The organism is Pseudomonas sp. Marseille-Q5299 (genome assembly GCF_943737035.1).
Taxonomy (GTDB): Bacteria; Pseudomonadota; Gammaproteobacteria; order Pseudomonadales; family Pseudomonadaceae; genus Aquipseudomonas; species Aquipseudomonas putida_E.
The window spans coordinates 1-18,008 of record NZ_CALSFR010000007.1; the positions used below are offsets into that span (position 1 = coordinate 1).

Below are 18,008 nucleotides of genomic sequence, written 5' to 3' on the forward strand. Positions count from 1 at the left end.
AAACTCAGCCCACAGGCTTTCGTCGGCGGCTGCAGATGTGTAAAAGAGACGGGGAAAGCCGTATGCAAAATCCCGTCGCGGCGGGCCAGAGCGTGACGCTGAACAACAGCGACCCGCCGAGACTAGAACGCAGCCCAAGCGACCGCAACGGAAAAAGTGCGGCGAGAGTATGTTTGGGAAATGGACTACAAGGAAGAGGGAAAATCTGATTTCTTGGTGTTTCCAGTGCTCAAAATGTGGGGGTAGTGATCGGTCTATGTCAACCAGTCTCGTGATGAATCGATGTTACTGAAACGACGGCCATCCGGCGCTGGACGTCACCACCCTGGCAGGATCTTGTTCGACGGGAAGGTCATCGTTGCGGTGGGCGTGAGCACCCCGGTAGGGGCCCACGATGATCCGATTTCGGTGGCAGGTGCACACGCGTTGGACGCCGCTCGCAAGCTGTTGTGGTGTCTCACCCAGCGCAACGCAGCCGGTCGAGCCGTTAACGCTACGCTGTAGTGGACCACCGAAAGATCGATAGCGGTCACCCCTGACTGCTATCGATAGCTGCCCATGGTAGTGGGCTGCTGGCGAACGCCGAAGTACTTGATTTCGTCAGACGTGATGCCGTGTTTTTAGAATTTCACTGTGTAATCTACATTGACTCTCGTTTCGTTGTCGTCTCTGAAGGTTGCCGCTGAGCTCAGATCGTTTCGGTAAAATGCATGCCGGACGCGAAACGCTAAATCTCTGGCTGGTCCAGACTGTACGACGTAAGAAAGCTCCAGGTCTTTCGATGACTCTGTAAGGTCGCTGCCTCCGAGATGGGGCAAATCAATATTCGTTCCCCTTAGATAGCGGATCATGCCCGTGAGCCCCGGAATACCCATCGCCACAAAGTTGTAATCGTATCGCAGAAGCATTGTGCGTTCTTTGGGGTTCACGAAATCCGCGCTCATGGTCCCATCACTCAGAACGACAGGCTCGCCTCCAGCGAGATAGGCGAAGGCCGTATCTCCGGTTTGATACATGTAGCCCATTCCAAACGTATGCCCACCCGTTTGGTAGCTCATCGTCAGGCCGGCATTAAGGTTGTCTACTTTGCCAGCCTCTGCACGCCCGTTCTCCCGGCTGTCGAACACTCGCAACTCCGTTTTCAACTTACCCCGCCCAGCTGCAATAGAATGAATACCTCCAATGAAGTCTTGCTCGTAGATATTTTCAAGATTTGCGTGGTAATAACGCGCTGTGAAATTTTCTGAAACGCGGTATTCGCCACCCAGGTAGTCGAAGCGATCAGAGAATACGCCAGGCTTGAACCGTCCGTTCGGTGAAGCCATTGCGATGAGCTGGTTGTTTGTCGAGTCCCGAAGGTTGACTCGATCCATCCGCCCGGCCTGTAACGTGAGGTGCTCAATTTCTGAGCTCGTTATTGACGCGCCCCTGAAAGTTTGAGGCAGGAGGCGTGCAGGGCTAGCAGTGATCACGGGAAGCGCGGGAAGTTGCGTGCCTACTGAAAGGTTCGTTTGTGAGAATCGAGCTTTCACCGCAACGCCGAGTTCAGAGTACGCGTCTTGTGCTCTGCGCGTCTGTGGATCTATAGGCAGCAGTTGGGTGCCCGATCGTTCAGGTGACGAATCAAGTTTCACCCCAAGCATCCCTGTGAGATCCAGGCCCAAGCCTACGGGGCCATCGGTGTAGCCAGAGTTCGCTTTGATAATGAAGCCTTGAGCCCATTCACGAACTGCCGAAACGGATGAGTCCCCTTTGTAATCTCGATCGAGATAGTAATTCCGGGTGGTCAGGGCAACCGTACTGTCTTCAAAAAAAGCTGCTGAAACAACATTGCTCATGCACAGAGATGGCACGCCTAGCGCAAACAGCGGCAAGCAATCGGCAAAACGTCGCATCGGATTTACCTTCTTGTTATGGTTTTTTGGTATTTCAGAGGCTTGTGGCAGCGTGTAGTGCTTTGGGTGGAGTTATTTTCAGCAGGGCGACCGCTATAGCGGCGAGAACGAACGTCATTGCGAACAGCATGTACAAATCAGAAGGGGTCCATTGCGCGTCGATCAGACGTCCAGCTACAAGAGGGGAGGCAATTGCTCCCGCACGACCGATGCCGATACCCCAACCCAAGCCAGTCACACGCTGGCTAGCGTCGTATATGGAAGGTGTCACCGCGTAAAGCCCCGCCACACAACCATTCACGAAAATGCCGATCAGGATGGCCAGCGCAAATGCCAGGTTCAGCGTGTTGGTAAATTTGACAAAGACGGCCAGCAGCAAGGCGTTTGCAAGGAGGTAGATCATCAATACTTTGGACAACCGGAAGCGTGCGGCCAATAGCCCTACCAACGCGGTGCCGAATATACCCCCCACGTTGAGAAGCACGCCTCCGGTGATACCTTGCTCATTGGACAGCCCCGCAGTGACAAGCAATCTTGGGGTCCAGCTCATTACAAAGTAGAAACCGAACATGACCAGAAAGAATGACGCCCAGATCAGCAACGTTGAGCGCAAGAGGGCGGGGGAGAAGAGCTGAGCGAACGATGCTCGCAGTGATGGGCGCTCAACCTGGCTCGTTTCAGGTATTTCGGTAAGTGGTGCGAGTTTCACCTTGAGGCGCAAGTGGTTGATCCGCTTGATTGCGCTTTCGGACTTGCTCGACATCAAAAACGCGAGCGATTCTGGCAGCCACAAAAACAACGCGGGAAGGGTTGCGAGCGTGACGAACCCACCATAAAGAAACACGGACCTCCATCCCAGCGCAGGAATCATTTTTGCTGCGATTAGCCCACCAATGGTGGCGCCAAGTGCATAGGCAGTCGATTGCAGGCTGATTGCGAGTCCCCGCCAGCGCTTGTTGGCGTATTCGCCAGCGATGACATAGCTGCTGGCCAAAATGCCACCGATCCCCAGGCCGGTCACGAAACGGAAGGCTGCAAGCATCTGTGGGCCGGTGGCCTGCGAGGATAGAACCATGCCAGTCCCTGCCACGCCTACACAGACAAGAATCAGCGGCCGACGGCCGAAGCGGTCAGCCCAAGGGGCAATGAACAGTGAGCCAATTGCCATGCCGACCAAGCCAGCGCTCAGCAGATAACCAAGTCGCAGTCCGTTGAGCCCCCAGTCAGCGGCGACGGAGGAGGCTGTGAAGGCCATCACCAGAACGTCGAAGCCGTCTAGCATGTTGATTACGAAGCAGAGCGTGATGACCCACCATTGGAAGGCGGACATCTTTTTCTCATCGAGCTGGTGCCCGGCGTAGTTACTCATGACGGCAGGCCTCTTGACTGATGAAAGGCCTGTACGTCAGGTGCGCGGACAGGCTCTGCAGCATTGCCTGGGCGGCGAGTAGGAGAGACATGGAGTAATCATTTTTTTGTACCTCAACCTTACTGGTCCCGAGATACACAACACCACGATTTCCGGACATAGCTAGGCCTCGCTCTCTTGTAGTTATCATTGAACAAGTTGCACGCTGGTGCAGGGTGTTTCAGAGCGCCCCAAGAGGGGCGGTATTGCGTTTGCGGCGTGTAAAAAAAGTGCATAGATACCCGCACGATATAAATGCACTGCGCACTCAACTAACGGAGTTGCAAAGTTTTTCGATGATGCGACGGGCTCTGTTGGCGCCAGCATCGACATGGATGTCGATCATGGGCCGCTCACCGAACCGGCACATGTTCTTGTATTGAGACTCGATGACGACCTTGTCTTCATCGAACGTCATCATCGTTTGCTGGACGACCTTCGCCTTGACCTCTTCGTGATTGCTTTTCGGGTTGGTGGCGATTGTCCAGAAGTAGTGGCTGGTGGTCTCGGTTTCTGGGGTCACGCCGTGGAAACCGCGCATATGGAAGCCACCACGTTGTGGATTGTCCAACGACTCGGTCCCCGCGTCAGTGGCACCTGTCCAGATACGCAAGTGGCTGACATGGAATTCAATTTCCTGCCATCGGTCGACAGTGTCTTTGAACGGATAAGCGGCCACGTACGTCGGCGGCGGCACAGAGCCGGGCATGTGCCGAACCACACGAACATGATTGTCGTCACTTTCTACTGTCATTTTCGCATTCATGTGAATGCTGGCATTCCCGCCAATCGTGCGTAGGTGCACATAGCCCAAATGGCTCAGATCCATCAAGTTGTCGTGAATGAGCTGATACGGGGCATCGTAGTGATACACATCACCGTCAAAAAGATAGTCTCCACTGCTGTGGATATCGTAAGAGGGTGGTTCAGTAGTAGGCTCAGGATGTTCGGGGCTTGCGAACCAGATCCAGACAATCTGATCTTTTTCCACGACGTGGAAGGCTGCCACCTTCGCTTTACTCGGAATTTTGTCTTGCCCAGGAATCTCGATGCATTTGCCTTCATCGTTGAACAAGAGGCCATGATAGCCACAGCGAAGTCCCCCCGCCTCAAGTGTGCCGTCGGAGAGAGGCAACGCCCGATGGCAGCAGCGGTTCTCAAGGGCCGCTACCTTGCCATCCGCGGTGCGGAACATGACGACTGATTTATTCAACAAGGTTCGGCCTACGGGGCGATCCTTGAGTTCCCAACCCAAAGCAGCCACATACCATTGGTTGAGCGGAAATGTGGAGGGTTTGGCAGGCAAAATGTCCTGGGCCAACGACTGGAGAGAAGAGGCAGTCATAGGAGTCTCCGTTAAACAGTTAGTTTTTGTCTGACACTAGAGATCAAGCACGAGTCGATGGGACTTCGCCCGAGAGCAACACGGGGTGAAACAATCATTTCTGGCGTGCTCATCGGCCGTCATGAATTGATCCCTGTGATCGGGGATACCTTCCAGTACGCGTGTCACGCACGTCCCACAGACGCCTTGTTCACAGGACGTTTCTACTTCGACTCCCGCTTCGTCCAATACCTCGAACACGGTGCGGTCTGCCGGAATATCGAATGATCTGCCGCTGCGGGCGAGCACGACTTGGAAGGGTGCATTGGCACCTTGGTCAATGACTTGTCCGGCGAAGAACTCTCTGTGCATCCGCTCTTGCGGCCAGCCGGCGGCCTCACCTATATCAAGGATGTGATTCATGAAGCCGGAGGGGCCGCAGACGTAGAGATGGCGTCCCTCATCGACTGCGTCGAGAATTGCTGCCGCATTCAGTTTTTGCTGTTGTGGACCGTTGTCATCGTGCAGCACTACGCGGTCGGCGAAGGGGGCGTCAGCGAGTGCCTTGACGAAGGCTGCGCGGTCGCAGGAGCGAAAGCAGTAATGAAGCTCGAAGTCAGCTTTGCGATGGGCAAGTTCATACGCCATGGCCAGGATCGGGGTAATGCCGATACCACCTGCAAAAAGCAGATGACGTGCAGCGCCATGATCCAGTTTGAACAGGTTGCGCGGCGCACTGATGGTCAGTTCATGGCCTTGGCCGACAATCGAATGCATTGCCTCTGATCCGCCACGGGAGTTGGGTTCCTTGAGGACACTGATCAGATAACGATTGCGCTCTCGGGGGTCATTGCACAGCGAATACTGGCGAATGAGCCCACCCGGGATATGGACATCGATGTGAGCACCGGCCTCGAAAGGTGGCAGGGTTTCACCCTTCACGGGGCTCAATTCAAAGCTGCAAACACCTTCAGCTTCGTTTGCCTTGCGGCTAACGTTTACTTGAAGCATTACTCATCCCCCCACAGTTAAGTGGCTACAAAAAGAATACGGGTGGTTAATTCAACTGGGAGGAGGTCAGCCTGGAGCGAAGGGCGGCCGCTCAGGTTTGCAGCTAGACACGCGGAAGGCGAGTGGATCGCGGATTTTCATGGCACTACCTGATAATTATTTTTGTGAGGTGCTTTGACGGCATATCATGCTGGGCTGGCCCCAGCTATTGGTTGAGTTAATCCTCGGATCAATTAGTTGCGGTGTCAACTAATTTTTCGAGAACTCGATTGGAGGTGTGCGCTCAATGGCCTCGGAACCCCAGCTGGACCTCGCTCGCTACGTGCCAGCGCAGCTGAATTTTTTATCCAACAAGCTCTCGTCAGGCGCTTCCCAGTGCTATCGCAAACACTTCGAGATTGGTGTTGTGGAGTGGAGGATGCTGTCCATGCTGGCTGTGGAAAGCGGGATCACTGCCAATCGGATCTGCCAGGTGATCGGTCTGGACAAAAGTGCTGTGAGCCGCGCGCTGCACGCGTTAGAGGTGGCAGGGCGAGTTCGCACAGAGGCGGATCCTGCTGATGGACGACGCTACACCGTGTCGCTTACAGAGAGCGGTACGCAGTTGTACAAGCGGGTCTTGAAGGTTGCGCTTGAGAGAGAGCGCCGTTTGCTCAGTGGCCTTTCACCTTCGGAAGTGGACACGCTGATCGACCTGCTCGGTCGCCTGAACGCCCAGGTCGCCAACGTCAATGAGTACGATCCAGATAAACCGTGAATCGATGATGGTTGCGGCGAGGCATGGCTGTAGCTTTGCGCGCAACGATGGCCATGAGATTCGTTTCATTTTAATCCTGGGCTAACCGCCGTGACGCTCATTGGCTACGGCAGCGCATCGGGCAGACGTTCGCGTGGAAACCCCACATCAAAAGACATCAGCTTGGAGTTTGCGAGGTGGCAATGGGGTATGTTGTCGCCGCCCCCTCCAAACTGACCTGTCACTCCTGCGTGAGCACTCAATGCTGATCTCTACCCTTATCGACGGCCGACTGATATCGCCAGCCTTGCCGGACGAACCCCTCGTGCCCTGGTGGAGTTTCACGAAAACGGTGTTAGCCGCGACCGCCCTGACATTGGTGCGCGACGGTAGGCTCGACTTGGATGCTTCGCTTCCCGAAGGTGTTTTCACTCTGCGCCAACTGCTGCGTCACGAGGCGGGCCTTGCGGACTATGGCGAACTTCCCGAATACCACGCCGCCGTAGCCAACCATGAGTCCGCATGGCCCGCAGGCGAAATGATGCAGCGCCTGGATGGACACCGACTCCGATACAACCCGGGAACGGGTTGGCATTACTCGAATGTTGGTTTCATGCTGGTAGCCCAAATCATCGAGCGTGCCGCCGATCTGCCGCTCGCAGACGCTATCAGGCAGCAAGTCCTGAGTCCGCTTGGCATATCGACGGTTCGCTTGGCAACGGAGCGTGCTGAGCTGAATGGGAGGCTCCTCGGCAGGTCGTTGAATTACGACCCCGGCTGGGTCTACCACGGATTGCTGATTGGCCCTGTCTCACAGGCTGCCCGGCTGCTGGATGGCGTGCTCGCTGGAGGCCTCCTACCCAACAATCTGCTTCAGGAAATGCAGACGACGCGGGTACTGGGTGGCCCGATAGCAGGCCGGCCTTGGCTCGCGCCCGGTTACGCACTCGGCATGATGCGAGGTGGAATCGAGGGTGACTTGATGTTGGCTGGGCATACCGGATTGGGCCCGGGAAGCGTTATTGCGGTCTATCGGTGTGTCGTTGGTGACTGCGCCGCATGCTGTGCAGCTCACTCGATTGGGGCGGATGAGGCAGGTATCGAAAAGCTGGTAGTTCAAGAAATACGAGAGGCGCTGGAAGCGACACGCTGAAGCTTCGCGTGCCCCTCGGGGCGCTCTCTCTGCTCAATGTCCGCAATGGCTCCACAGCAGCCGGTCGCGACCGACTGACCGCTTTCGACCCGAGGCAGGCAGCGATAAAGCTCCGTGGTCAGTACTGGCCTCATCGCCGGCAAGCCGGCCCACAGAATGGACTCTCCCCAGAGAATCACCAGCCTTCAGGCATGCGCTGTACCTGTGGGAGCCGCGCTTGCCGGCGATGGGCCGCGAAGCGGCCCCGGTTACAGATGTCCGCCATGGTCAGGCAGTTCAGCCCTTAGTGCATCATGCCCAGCTCGGCATCATCCATCAGTGCTTTGGCCAACGCACTCAGGTAGTGGGAAGCCCAGATCAGCTGTGGTTTATCTTCCATCAAGCCTTCGATGGTCAGGTCCCGCACATAGCCCATCAGCTCTGAAGCCTGTTCGCGGGCATTTTCACCCTGGTAGAACGTGGTCTTACCGACAGTGACTTTGGTGTCGTCTGGGGTCATTGCGTATTCTCCCCGAAGGTTTAGGGCCTGGGCGTCATGACGGGCAACCCGCCTTTAGCTCAGCACCGGTCTCACGCAGCGCGCTGTGCGTATGGGCTTGCTGGCGACAGCGCCCACCCAGGCAAAACAGGCTTAACGGCCTAGTGCAGGGTGCGCGGCTCGGGCGGCAACGGCAGCTGGATCAGGGTTGATTCGAGCAGCACGCGTAGCGACTCGAGCTCATGCATCGAGGTCATCATCAGAATCGAGGCGGGCGTTCTGGGCTGTAGCGAAACAGCCTGCTGCGCCACGCTCTGCGTACACAGGGCGAACTCCGCAGCCTGGATGATGGTGTCTTCGAGGGAGTGGTGGTTGTGGGGTGGATCGGGGACGACCTTTAACATAATGATTTTACCGTTAGCGGGGCCGTCACCCACCTGCTGTCAAACAGTGGGGTGGCAGCTGTACGTGGGTTGACAGACCGGCGGTAAAATCACGAAAAGCTCCGGCGCACGCAAGCGTGCCCACACGCACAGCCACCATAAAAAGGAGACCGTCTGCGTGATTTACCGTCACAGCCTGTCAAAGCTGTATCGTTGATGAGCAACGACCCGCCGAGACTAGAATGCAGCCCAAGCGACCGCAACGGAAAAAGTGCGGCGAGAGTATGTTTGGGAAATGGACTACAAGGAAGAGGGAAAATCTGATTTCTTAGTGTTTCCAGAGCTCAAGATGTGGGGGTATTGATCGGTCTATGTCAACCAGCCTCGCGATGAATCGATGTTACTGATGCTGGGAAAGCGATGATCGAAACATAAGTATGTGAAGGATTCCCCAGGCTGGAGTGTCGGCCTCACGGTCCCTCTGACTCAGAGATGGTCTGCCCGCACCGTCAGGAAATGTTTCTTGAAGAGGGCGGAGTCTTGAAACACCACAGGTCATGGCTCAGCACTTTCACCGATGGCTGGAGGAGCGGCTCGGTGACGGTCGGTATTATGGATTCAAGCTCTTGGACCTTGACCAGCCGGCCTACCGCCGCCGAGGCCTAGCCTTGGCCTTGATGCAAGCTGCTGATGCCGAGTTCGCTCGCCGGTGACCTCTCTATATCGCTGGAGACCACGCATGCGGTAGTTGTGCCAACGCCGGCATGATGTGCGACCTCATTTTTCAGTGCTGATCGTAACGTCAATTTGATCCAATCGTTCTGGCCAAGCGCCTGCTGGACTGTGCGCTGGATGGCCAGCTTCAGATCAATTTGCCCGATCTGGGAACTGCATGATATAAATGATATTCACTATCAATTGGATGCCGTCATGGCCTCGACTGACAACGATCTCTTGCAAGCCTTGGCCTTGCACTATGACGATCTGGTCGAGCATATCCGTCGACGCTTTTCCAACCAGCATTTCGCCCGTGACGTGGTCCATGATGTTTGCGTGCAGATCCTGGAAAAACCCCCGGTCAAGGCCATCAGCGTACCCATCGCCTTTCTGCGCCGTGCCACGCTCAACCGCGCCATTGATCGGCGCCGCGCCGAAAGCACCCGCTCGTTGTACATGCAGAGCCAGATAGCCGTGGTCGAGCAGCATCGCGACGACCTCGACGGCGCGCTGGCACTGGAGTTCGAACAGCGCCTGAAGGCGTTGCTGGCGGTGATCGAGTCGTTGCCAGCGCGCCAGCGCCACGTGTTTCTTCTGCACCGCATCCACGGCATGCCTCAACATGACATCGCAAACGAGCTAGGCATTTCCGTCAACATGGTCGCCCAGCACTTCATGCGGGCCATGCGCACCCTTGCGCAGCGCTGGCAGCCGGAGACCTGACCATTGCAACGCAAAACCCCACCCACCGCCCCCATCAGTTCTGATGACCTAGAGCCTTACGCCAAGTCGCTGCGCGCCCTGGTGCCCAGTCGCGAAGCCCTGCTGGCCGAAGCCAGGGCGCAGAGCACACGCAATGCCAGTCGTCGGCGCAAGGCTGCCGGCACAGCCTTGCTGCTGGCTCTGGCCGGCTGGGCCTGGCTGGCCGACCCGGCGCTCGGCTACCGCCAGATCGAAGTCGCCAGCAGTGGACGCGAAGTGCTGCACCTGAGTGACGGCAGCCGAATCGAGCTGGACGCCGGTAGCGTGCTGCGCATCGAGTACCGCCTGCGCAGCCGGCAGTTCGAGCTGCTCGACGGCGAAGGTCTGTTCAGCGTGGCACATCAACCCAAGCCCTTCATCGTGCGCAGCCAAGGTGTGGCAGTGCGCGACATCGGCACGGTGTTCGATGTGCGCAGCGACCTGCGCGGTGTGCGGGTGGCTGTTCTGGAGGGTGCGGTGGAAGTGGACAACGGCGAGGCCCGCAGGCAGCTCACCGCCAAGGAGCAGTTGCTCGCCAGCCCGCTGGCCCTTGGCCCGATCGAAGCGACAAGGCCCGGTGAACTGGAGGCATGGCGGCGTGACCTGTTCCACTTCGACGGCACGCCGCTGGACGTGGTTGTCGCTCAACTACGGCGCCATCGCGCCGCGCCGATTCAACTAGAAGGTGCACCCGCTGGGGCGTATCGACTAAGCGGTGAGTTCCTGACTGGCAACGTCGAACAGCTGATCGACACGCTCCCCCGGCTGGCTCCGGTAACCGTGCACCGCGAAGATGGCGGTGTGGTGAAGGTAGTTGTGCGTCACTGATAATTATTTTCAGCCACACATCAAAGTTCGCCATGGCACAAACGCCAATCCCTATGAAACTCATTCTCATTACATTTCGATAGGGATTCCATGACGCTCTTTGTCTACCCGCTGCGCCAGACGATGTTCCTGGCGACTTTTGGTTTCCTGGCAGCCGGCCCCTTGCAAGCTGAACAGGCACACTACCGCATCGACCTGCCTGCACAGCCGCTGGACCAATCGATCAGCGCCCTGGCCCGACAGACTGGCACCCGTATCCTTTTCAACACAGACGCCGCCCACGCCGTGCAGGCGCCGGCGTTGCACCAGCAGTTGAGCGTCGAGCAGGCACTGCGCCAACTGATCGCTGGCAGCAACCTGACCCTTGGCCAGACTGCCGACGGCCAGTTTCTGATCGCCCTGCCAAGCGAGCCCGGCAACGGCGCGCTGGAGTTGGAGGCCTCCAGTGTCATCGGCCGCGCCCCACTGACTACAACCGAGGGCAGCCATTCCTACACCTCCGGCGCCGTGACCTTGGGCAAGGGCGTGCAGAGCCTAAAGGACATCCCGCAGTCAGTCACCGTCATGACTCGCCAGCAGATGGATGACCAGAACACCCAGACCATCTCCGATCTGGTCAGCCGAACGCCTGGCCTGACCGCTACCAAGTCACCAGGTTCGGGGTTGTTCATCTACTCCCGCGGCTTCAGCATCGACACGCTGCAGTACGATGGCGTGCCTGTACCGCGCAATACTTACTCGCTGGGCAGCTATCTGACCGAAGATCTGAGTTTCTACGACCGCGTCGAAGTGCTGCGGGGCCCGGCCGCGCTGCTGCAAGGTGGCGACAGCCCGGGCGGGGCGATGAACCTGGTGCGCAAGCGTGGTCAGGAAAAGGCCACTGTCAGCCTCACTGGCAAGGCCGGCTCCTGGGACCGCTACGGCCTGCAGCTGGACGCCGGCGGTCCGCTGAACGCCGAGGGCACCCTGCGTGCACGCACCGTTATCAGCCAAAATGACAGCGGCTCGTTCATCGACTACGTGCGTGGCTGGAACCAGACTGTCTACGGTGCAGTCGACTACGATTTCACGCCCGACCTTACGGTAGGCCTGGGCGTTGCCAACCAGAAGGGCCACTCTCGTCCAGCCATGCTCGGCTTGCCGCGCTACGCCGACGGAGGCAACCCGGACTGGTCGCGCTCGACCTATGTCGGCGCCGACTGGAACCGAGCTGAGAATGACCAGACCAGCGTGTTCCTGGATGCCACCTATCGGCTGAGCAACGATTGGCGGCTAAAGGCTGCCGGCGTGTATATGAGCGAACACAATGGTGCCACCTACCAGGCGCTGTGGGATGCCCTGCCGGCCAATGGTTCTACAGATAACACCTATATAGACTGGAGCACTGATTTCACCACCCACAGCAAGGGCCTGGACCTTTACCTGGATGGCAGCTTCACCGGTTTTGGCTTCGAGCAGACCTTCCTGATTGGCGCCAACTACTCACGCATCAACACTGATGACCGCTGGGCACGGGCACCCACCTTCGGTGCGGACTCGTCGAATGTCGATCATCATCGACCCATGCCGAGCATCTACGAACTGGCCAGCCGCGGCCGTGGCCAGTTGACCGAGTACCAGGTAGAGCAGAAGGGTTTCTATACGCGCTGGTCGATCAATCTGACCGACCCGCTGAAGCTTATTCTCGGTGCCCGCACCAGTTGGTACGACTTCAGCTACGCCGCCGAATTCTTTGACCACAGCGGTTACAGTGAGTCCACCACCAGCAGCAGCGGCAAAGTATCGCCCTATGCGGGGCTGGTGTATGCGCTGGACAAACAGTGGTCGATCTACGCCAGCTACACTGACGTGTTCCAGCCACAGACCGCGCGCACGGTGTCGGGCTCGGTGGTCGAGCCGATCATTGGCAGCAACTATGAACTGGGTCTCAAAGGTGAGCTGTTCGATGGTGCGCTGAACACTTCGATTGCACTGTTTCGCTATGACCAGGAGCATCGCGCGGTGCTCAACCGCAGCGGCCCTATGGACTGCGATGGCTGGTATTGCTCCACGGCCTCGGGCAAGGTGCGCAGCCAGGGCCTGGAAGCGCAGGTCAGCGGCGAGGTACTGAGTGGTCTGCAGGTGATGGCCGGCTACGTCTACAACACCACACGCTACTTGGAAGATGGAGACTACAAGGACAAGGTGTACAGCACCTGGACGCCAAAGCACCAGTTCAAGCTGTGGGCCGACTACACCTTGCCGGGTGACTGGAGCCGCACTTCGGTGGGCCTCGGGACCACGGCGGTCACCGGCACCACCTCCTACGACCATGTGTTCGACCTGCCGGGCTATGCGGTGTGGGATGCGCGGGTGGCGTACAAAGTCAGCGACGAAGTCACCGTGGCGGCGAACCTGAACAACCTGCTGGACAAGAAGTATTACGTGCCGGCTTACAACACCATTGACTACAACAACTACTATGGTGACCCGCGCAACGTGATGTTCAGTGTGAAATACACGCCCGAATTCTAGTTAGGTTGCGTTGTGGAAGGACCCGCTGTGATTGGCTCAGCGAGCCTGGCGCGAGCAGGCGTTCGGCATAGCCCGGAAAAGGTCACTCATGTGTGGCCGTTTTCGAGCCTGCCTTCTGGCAGGTAGTGAATAGCGCTTTCGACCCGAAGCTGCCCCTCACCACAGAAAACAAACGGCCAGAAGTGGATCCGCAAACCACGCCTCCACAAATCTCACTCTGGACGTGAGTGCTGCGTTCAGACTGGGTCACTGGCCAGCTCATTGCATGTTCACCCTCAGTGCATGCGTCAATGCAAAAAAAGAGGTCGCTGCGACTTGGTTGGCTCATCAACCCTCCAGCACATTGCAAACCATGGCCCGATCAGTATTGATCGAGACCGGAGGTGATCACTACCACGATGCATTGAAGACGGTATTTTCTTCTATCCCTGTGCACTTGTTAGCGGAGAGCGCTCCCGAGCTGAATGGGATGTGCCTGACTGGGCGATAGCACAGGCGACCAGCATGACCATCATGCCTGAGGTGGGCCATCTGATGATGCTTGAGCAGCCACAGGTACTTGCACAGGAGATTGCCCAAATACTCCATAGGGTTTGATCGGACTCGCGAACGACTTCCTGGGACACGATCGGCAAACTTCGACCCGAAGCAGACAGCGATCCAAAGCTCTGTGTTCAGTACTGGCCTCATCGCCAGCAAACCGGCCACAGAATGGACTGCCCCCAGGAAATCACCAGTCTTCAGGCATGCGCTGTACCTGTGGGAGCCGCGCTTGCCGGCGATGGGCCGCGAAGCGGCCCCGGTTACACATGTCCGCCAGGGTCAGTCAGTTCAGCCCTTAGTACCTTCAATTAGGCGGTCACCTATCCGCTGTCAAACAGAAGGGTGGCAGCTGTACATGGGTTGACAGACCGGCGGACTATGCAAGTTCCGGCGCACGCAAGCGTGCCCGCACGTACAGCCGCCATTGAAGGCAAGCCGTATGCATAATACCGTCGCTGCCTGTCAAAGCCGATCGCTGAACAACAGCGGCCCGCCGAGACTAGAATGCAGCCCAAGCGACCGCAACGGAAAAAGTGCGGCGAGAGTATGTTTGGGAAATGGACTACAAGGAAGAGAGAACATCTGATTTCTTGGTGTTTCCAGCGCTCAAAATGTGGGGGGACTGATCGGTCTATGTCAACCAGTGATCGCGATGAGTCGATGTTACTGATGCTGGGAAAGCGATGATCGAAACACAAGTATGTGAAGGATTTCCCAGGCTGGAGTGTCGGCCTGTTGATCCCTCCGACGCAGAGATGGTCTGCCCGCATCGTCCGGAACATCTGTAACCGGGGCCGCTTCGCGGCCCATCGCCGGCAAGCGCGGCTCCCACAGGTACAGCGCATGCCTGAAGGCTGGTGATTTCCTGGGGCAGTCCATTCTGTGGGTGCCGGCTTGCCGGCGATGAGGCCAGTACTGACCACAGAGCTTTGGATCGCTGTCTGCTTCGGGTCGACAGCAGCCTGTCGCGATTGACCGCTACCGACCCGAAGCTGCCCGTCACGAAGGCTAAGATTCGGCCAAAAGCAAACACTCAAGCTTATATGCCGCATAGGGAGATTGCGATGTACCCCAACAAGGCCTGTCCCGTAGTTCTCTCGACTTCGCTACCCATCAAGATTCTCCTATTCAGGCACCCTTTGGCAGGCACGCAACTGGTGAAGGGCACTATCGAGAATGGAGAAACACCTGGTGCGGCTGCATTGCGTGAGCTGGAAGAGGAGTCCGGTATCAGTGACGCAGTGATCGGGCTTGATCTGGGATGCTGGAAGTCTGACCACCAAGATCAGGTATGGTCGTTTCACCTTTGTCGCTCTGGGAGGGAGCTGCCTGAGTGCTGGGTTCATCAGACGCTGGATGACCATGGCCACCTCTTCGAGTTTTTCTGGGCGTCGCTCCACAATCTTCCCTATGCCGACTGTCATCCGGTCTTCCAGCGGGCACTGGAGTTTTCATGCGAAACACTGAAAACGTCCGGTCATTGGGGGGGAGGGGCGAATGGACCGTAATCGTTCCCACGATTCAATTGTTCTCGCTCAATCTGCTTCCAATTAACGAATGCCGCTAATGCTGGTATAGAGACTGCTGCAAACGTATTTGCCAGCAGGAGCCGTCCCATGCAACTCAGCCGTGCCAATCTGGCCGACTTCGTCTACTTCCTGGCCATCGTCCGCCACCAGAGCTTCAACCGGGCCGGGCTTGAGGTGGGCATCAGCGCATCGGCGCTTAGTCATGCGATCAAGGGGCTGGAGACTCGCCTTGGTGTTCGCCTGCTAAACAGAACCACCCGCAGCGTAACGTTGACCGCCGCCGGCGAAGAGTTGCATACGCTGATCAGTGGGCCTATCGATGAAATCGGCCAGGCGATGGAGGTGCTCAATCGCTACCGCGATGAGCCTACCGGGCGTATTCGTTTGAACACCTTGAGCGATGGCGCGGACTTTCTGCTCGGCCCCGTATTACCCCTTTTCAATGACCGCTACCCCGACATCGAAATCGACCTGACGGTAACCAACCGTTTGGTAGATGTGATTGGTGGTGGGCATGACGCGGGCATTCGTTACGGTGGAACGGTGCCGGAAGATATGATTGCCCAGCGCCTGTCACCGGACATCCGCTGGGTGGTGGCGGGCACTGCCAACTACCTTCAGCGCTTTGGCGAGCCGAAACATCCGCAGGACTTGCTTAAGCACCGTTGCTTACGCATTCGCCTGGGCAATGACCGTATGTACGACTGGGAATTCGAGAAAGATGGTGAGCAGTTGTCCATCGCTGTTCCGGGTGCGATCACCATTGATGAGACGCGCATTGGCGTGTCATTGATTCGTCATGGCGCGGGGTTGATGTACGCACCGGAGCCAGTGATTGCGCCGCTGGTGGCCAGCGGCGATTTAGTAAGGGTGCTGGATGACTGGTCCAGCGTTGCGCCGGGTTTTCACATGTATTACTCGAGCCACCGGCAATTGCCGGTGGGCTTGCGGCTGTTGATTGACCTGATTCGCGAGGTTCAGCCGCTGGGGCCGATCAGCCCCTGATCAGGCCGGTTTGGTTTTGCTGAAACACCGCAAGTAGGTGGGGCGCGCCTGTCATCAATGAAAAGAGTCATTGCCCGGCTTACTCCCGGCACCACGAGGCCCTGCCAAGCGCGCCCGGCGAGTAAGCGGTAGCGTTTTTGAGGTCAGCCTTTGTTACGGGTGGCGAACACATCTTTGACGACTGGCACGGCAGAAAACACGTTTGGCCAGCCTGCATAGAACGCCAGCTGGGTAAGCATTTCAGCGGCCTCTGGCTGGGTCAGGCCGTTGTCCATTGCGCGATTGAGATGGTAGGTCACCTGGGCCACCTGGCCGTTGGCAATCAGGGCGCTGACGGTGATCAGGCTGCGGTCGCGGGGCGCCAGATCGGGCCGCAGCCACAGGTCGTGGAACAGCGCGTCGCCGGTGTAGTGCACCAGCCCAGGTGAGACGGGGCCGACATTGTTGGCAACCGCTTGCGCCCGCACGTTCTCGGCGGCTTCGTTGATGGGCAGCCGCGTAGGTGCAACCGGCGGTAACTGATCAGCCCCGATCCCTCGGCTGGCAAATACCGCTTTGGCAGCTGCCACGCTGGCAGTGGCATTGGCCCAGCCGGAATAGAAGGCCAGATGGTTGATCAGTTCGGATAGCTCAGCCGGTTTCACGCCGTTATCCAGGGCTAGATTCAAGTGATACGCCAACTCTACAGTCTGGTTACGGCTGATCAACACCGCGAGTGTGATCAGGCTGCGGTCGCGGGGTGAAAGGCCTGGTCGCTTCCACACTTCGTCCAGCAGCAACATCTCGGTGTTGTGCGCCAAGGCGGGCGAGACTGCGCGAACGTCGTCCAGGCTCGGTGCGCCGGGGCTTTGCGCAATGCCGGTGGGTTTAGTTTTGTCGGCGGTGGAGCAGGCGGCCAACAACAGGGAAAACGAGGCGAGGGCGGTCTTAAGCAGTTTCATTCGGCGGCCTCGTATTGCGCCTCGCTGACGGGTTCCAGCCATTCGACGTTCTTGCCGTCGAGGGACTCTTGAATGGCCATATGAGTCATGCCGGTGGTAGCCGTTGCGCCGTGCCAGTGCTTGACGCCTGGGGGCGTCCAGATCACATCCCCCGGTTTGATCAGCTGTTTTTTACCGCCCGCTTGCTGCACCCAGCCGGTACCGGCGGTAACCACCAGGGTTTGCCCCAGCGGGTGGGTGTGCCACATCGAGCGTGCGCCCGGTTGGAAATTGACGTAACCAGCGGAAACCCTGGACGGCGCACGGGCTGGAAAAAGCGGGTCTATGCGTGCGCTGCCGACAAAGCTTGTGGCCGGCCCGTTGATGGAAGGCTGCTCACCGTTCCTTACAACCAGCATCGTTTGATCGGGTGCAGGGTCGGAGGCGATGGCTGCCGCCGGGATCAGAACAGTAGCCAGGGCAAACCCAGCAACGATTTTTGGCATCAGCAGGCTCCTGAGGTGATGGCCGATTCAGTGGCCAAGTTAGTGCAGCGCAAACGCGGTGACTACCGGCCTCAGGTCGCATGAAGTTGTGAGTAGGGCTCATCAATTGCTGAAACGGTCTGATTATAAGCCCACTCATTCATGAGCTTGGCTCATCGGAACATCCTGCCTTCTCCGGCTAGTCCGCACGCCCTTGACGGAATATGCTGCTAACCATCTGGTTAAATTTTTGTAACGGAGATCATCCATGAGCTTTGAATTTCGCAACCAAGTCGCACTGGTCACCGGCGCGGTGTCCGGCATTGGCTTGGCCACCG

15 protein-coding genes are annotated in these 18,008 nt (G+C 57.8%); 7 read left to right on the forward strand and 8 right to left on the reverse strand.

All coding sequences use genetic code 11. The features are described 5' to 3' along the window. Positions 1 to 620: 620 nt before the first annotated feature. The 4 genes from NGJ21_RS19175 to NGJ21_RS19190 all read right to left on the reverse strand — a co-directional run bounded on the left by NGJ21_RS19175 (position 621) and on the right by NGJ21_RS19190 (position 5,638). Positions 621 to 1,895: an OprD family porin gene (locus NGJ21_RS19175; RefSeq protein ID WP_161872811.1), complete on the reverse strand. Its 1,275-nt coding sequence runs from the start codon at positions 1,893 to 1,895 to the stop codon at positions 621 to 623. A gap of 34 nt (positions 1,896 to 1,929) precedes the next feature. Next, positions 1,930 to 3,264, reverse strand: coding sequence for an MFS transporter (locus tag NGJ21_RS19180; protein ID WP_251962512.1), 1,335 nt, complete (start codon positions 3,262 to 3,264; stop codon positions 1,930 to 1,932). Positions 3,265 to 3,571: 307 nt separating this feature from the next. Continuing rightward, positions 3,572 to 4,648 carry a Rieske 2Fe-2S domain-containing protein gene (locus tag NGJ21_RS19185; RefSeq protein ID WP_012314966.1) on the reverse strand — a complete coding sequence of 359 codons (1,077 nt, stop codon included), beginning with the start codon at positions 4,646 to 4,648 and terminating at the stop codon, positions 3,572 to 3,574. A 36-nt stretch (positions 4,649 to 4,684) separates the two neighbouring features. Further along, complete coding sequence (locus NGJ21_RS19190) at positions 4,685 to 5,638, reverse strand: PDR/VanB family oxidoreductase (protein ID WP_196996560.1); 954 nt, start codon at positions 5,636 to 5,638, stop codon at positions 4,685 to 4,687. Positions 5,639 to 5,924: 286 nt separating this feature from the next. Here NGJ21_RS19190 and NGJ21_RS19195 point away from each other — a divergent pair, with 286 nt between their 5' ends. Both NGJ21_RS19195 and NGJ21_RS19200 read left to right on the forward strand, forming a co-directional pair. Then, a complete protein-coding gene (locus NGJ21_RS19195; protein ID WP_161872815.1) occupies positions 5,925 to 6,395 on the forward strand; it encodes a MarR family winged helix-turn-helix transcriptional regulator in 471 nt (156 codons plus the stop codon). A 241-nt stretch (positions 6,396 to 6,636) separates the two neighbouring features. Further along, positions 6,637 to 7,527 carry a serine hydrolase domain-containing protein gene (locus NGJ21_RS19200; RefSeq protein WP_196996559.1) on the forward strand — a complete coding sequence of 297 codons (891 nt, stop codon included), beginning with the start codon at positions 6,637 to 6,639 and terminating at the stop codon, positions 7,525 to 7,527. 283 nt (positions 7,528 to 7,810) lie between these two features. Here the strand turns inward: NGJ21_RS19200 and NGJ21_RS19205 are convergent, their stop codons facing one another. Both NGJ21_RS19205 and NGJ21_RS19210 read right to left on the reverse strand, forming a co-directional pair. After that, complete coding sequence (locus NGJ21_RS19205) at positions 7,811 to 8,026, reverse strand: DUF3077 domain-containing protein (RefSeq protein ID WP_119687292.1); 216 nt, start codon at positions 8,024 to 8,026, stop codon at positions 7,811 to 7,813. A gap of 140 nt (positions 8,027 to 8,166) precedes the next feature. Continuing rightward, complete coding sequence (locus NGJ21_RS19210) at positions 8,167 to 8,409, reverse strand: hypothetical protein (RefSeq protein ID WP_251962513.1); 243 nt, start codon at positions 8,407 to 8,409, stop codon at positions 8,167 to 8,169. A 909-nt stretch (positions 8,410 to 9,318) separates the two neighbouring features. Here NGJ21_RS19210 and NGJ21_RS19220 point away from each other — a divergent pair. From NGJ21_RS19220 to NGJ21_RS19240, 5 genes are all read left to right on the forward strand, one after another. Next, entirely contained in the window at positions 9,319 to 9,828 is a 510-nt protein-coding gene (locus NGJ21_RS19220) for an RNA polymerase sigma factor (protein ID WP_174141846.1), read from the forward strand. Between the two features lie 3 nt (positions 9,829 to 9,831). Beyond that, positions 9,832 to 10,674 carry a FecR family protein gene (locus NGJ21_RS19225; RefSeq protein WP_177010495.1) on the forward strand — a complete coding sequence of 281 codons (843 nt, stop codon included), beginning with the start codon at positions 9,832 to 9,834 and terminating at the stop codon, positions 10,672 to 10,674. Between the two features lie 90 nt (positions 10,675 to 10,764). Continuing rightward, the gene (locus tag NGJ21_RS19230) at positions 10,765 to 13,188 is read left to right on the forward strand and encodes a TonB-dependent siderophore receptor (RefSeq protein WP_251962514.1); all 2,424 of its coding nucleotides are present in this window, start codon (positions 10,765 to 10,767) and stop codon (positions 13,186 to 13,188) included. Positions 13,189 to 14,795: 1,607 nt separating this feature from the next. Further along, positions 14,796 to 15,239 (forward strand): NUDIX hydrolase, encoded by a 444-nt coding sequence (locus NGJ21_RS19235; RefSeq protein ID WP_251962515.1) that lies wholly within the window; start codon positions 14,796 to 14,798, stop codon positions 15,237 to 15,239. A 108-nt stretch (positions 15,240 to 15,347) separates the two neighbouring features. After that, positions 15,348 to 16,265 carry a LysR family transcriptional regulator gene (locus tag NGJ21_RS19240; protein ID WP_119687290.1) on the forward strand — a complete coding sequence of 306 codons (918 nt, stop codon included), beginning with the start codon at positions 15,348 to 15,350 and terminating at the stop codon, positions 16,263 to 16,265. A 143-nt stretch (positions 16,266 to 16,408) separates the two neighbouring features. On the opposite strand, the gene NGJ21_RS19245 is transcribed toward NGJ21_RS19240, so the two are convergent. Both NGJ21_RS19245 and NGJ21_RS19250 read right to left on the reverse strand, forming a co-directional pair. Beyond that, positions 16,409 to 17,206, reverse strand: a complete 798-nt coding sequence (locus NGJ21_RS19245; protein ID WP_251962516.1) for a carboxymuconolactone decarboxylase family protein — start codon at positions 17,204 to 17,206, stop codon at positions 16,409 to 16,411. Then, positions 17,203 to 17,691 carry a (R)-mandelonitrile lyase gene (locus tag NGJ21_RS19250; RefSeq protein ID WP_174141851.1) on the reverse strand — a complete coding sequence of 163 codons (489 nt, stop codon included), beginning with the start codon at positions 17,689 to 17,691 and terminating at the stop codon, positions 17,203 to 17,205. The genes NGJ21_RS19245 and NGJ21_RS19250 overlap by 4 nt, the downstream gene beginning before the upstream one ends. Positions 17,692 to 18,008: the final 317 nt, after the last annotated feature.

Bases quoted from the DNA above. Each gene is read 5' to 3' on its own strand.
- NGJ21_RS19210 (WP_251962513.1), bottom strand. From the start codon at position 8,409: ATGTTAAAGGTCGTCCCCGATCCACCCCACAACCACCACTCCCTCGAA.
- NGJ21_RS19250 (WP_174141851.1), bottom strand. From the start codon at position 17,691: ATGCCAAAAATCGTTGCTGGGTTTGCCCTGGCTACTGTTCTGATCCCG.
- NGJ21_RS19200 (WP_196996559.1), top strand. From the start codon at position 6,637: ATGCTGATCTCTACCCTTATCGACGGCCGACTGATATCGCCAGCCTTG.
- NGJ21_RS19205 (WP_119687292.1), bottom strand. From the start codon at position 8,026: ATGACCCCAGACGACACCAAAGTCACTGTCGGTAAGACCACGTTCTAC.
- NGJ21_RS19230 (WP_251962514.1), top strand. From the start codon at position 10,765: ATGACGCTCTTTGTCTACCCGCTGCGCCAGACGATGTTCCTGGCGACT.
- NGJ21_RS19220 (WP_174141846.1), top strand. From the start codon at position 9,319: ATGGCCTCGACTGACAACGATCTCTTGCAAGCCTTGGCCTTGCACTAT.
- NGJ21_RS19190 (WP_196996560.1), bottom strand. From the start codon at position 5,638: ATGCTTCAAGTAAACGTTAGCCGCAAGGCAAACGAAGCTGAAGGTGTT.
- NGJ21_RS19195 (WP_161872815.1), top strand. From the start codon at position 5,925: ATGGCCTCGGAACCCCAGCTGGACCTCGCTCGCTACGTGCCAGCGCAG.
- NGJ21_RS19240 (WP_119687290.1), top strand. From the start codon at position 15,348: ATGCAACTCAGCCGTGCCAATCTGGCCGACTTCGTCTACTTCCTGGCC.
- NGJ21_RS19235 (WP_251962515.1), top strand. From the start codon at position 14,796: ATGTACCCCAACAAGGCCTGTCCCGTAGTTCTCTCGACTTCGCTACCC.
- NGJ21_RS19175 (WP_161872811.1), bottom strand. From the start codon at position 1,895: ATGCGACGTTTTGCCGATTGCTTGCCGCTGTTTGCGCTAGGCGTGCCA.
- NGJ21_RS19185 (WP_012314966.1), bottom strand. From the start codon at position 4,648: ATGACTGCCTCTTCTCTCCAGTCGTTGGCCCAGGACATTTTGCCTGCC.
- NGJ21_RS19245 (WP_251962516.1), bottom strand. From the start codon at position 17,206: ATGAAACTGCTTAAGACCGCCCTCGCCTCGTTTTCCCTGTTGTTGGCC.
- NGJ21_RS19180 (WP_251962512.1), bottom strand. From the start codon at position 3,264: ATGAGTAACTACGCCGGGCACCAGCTCGATGAGAAAAAGATGTCCGCC.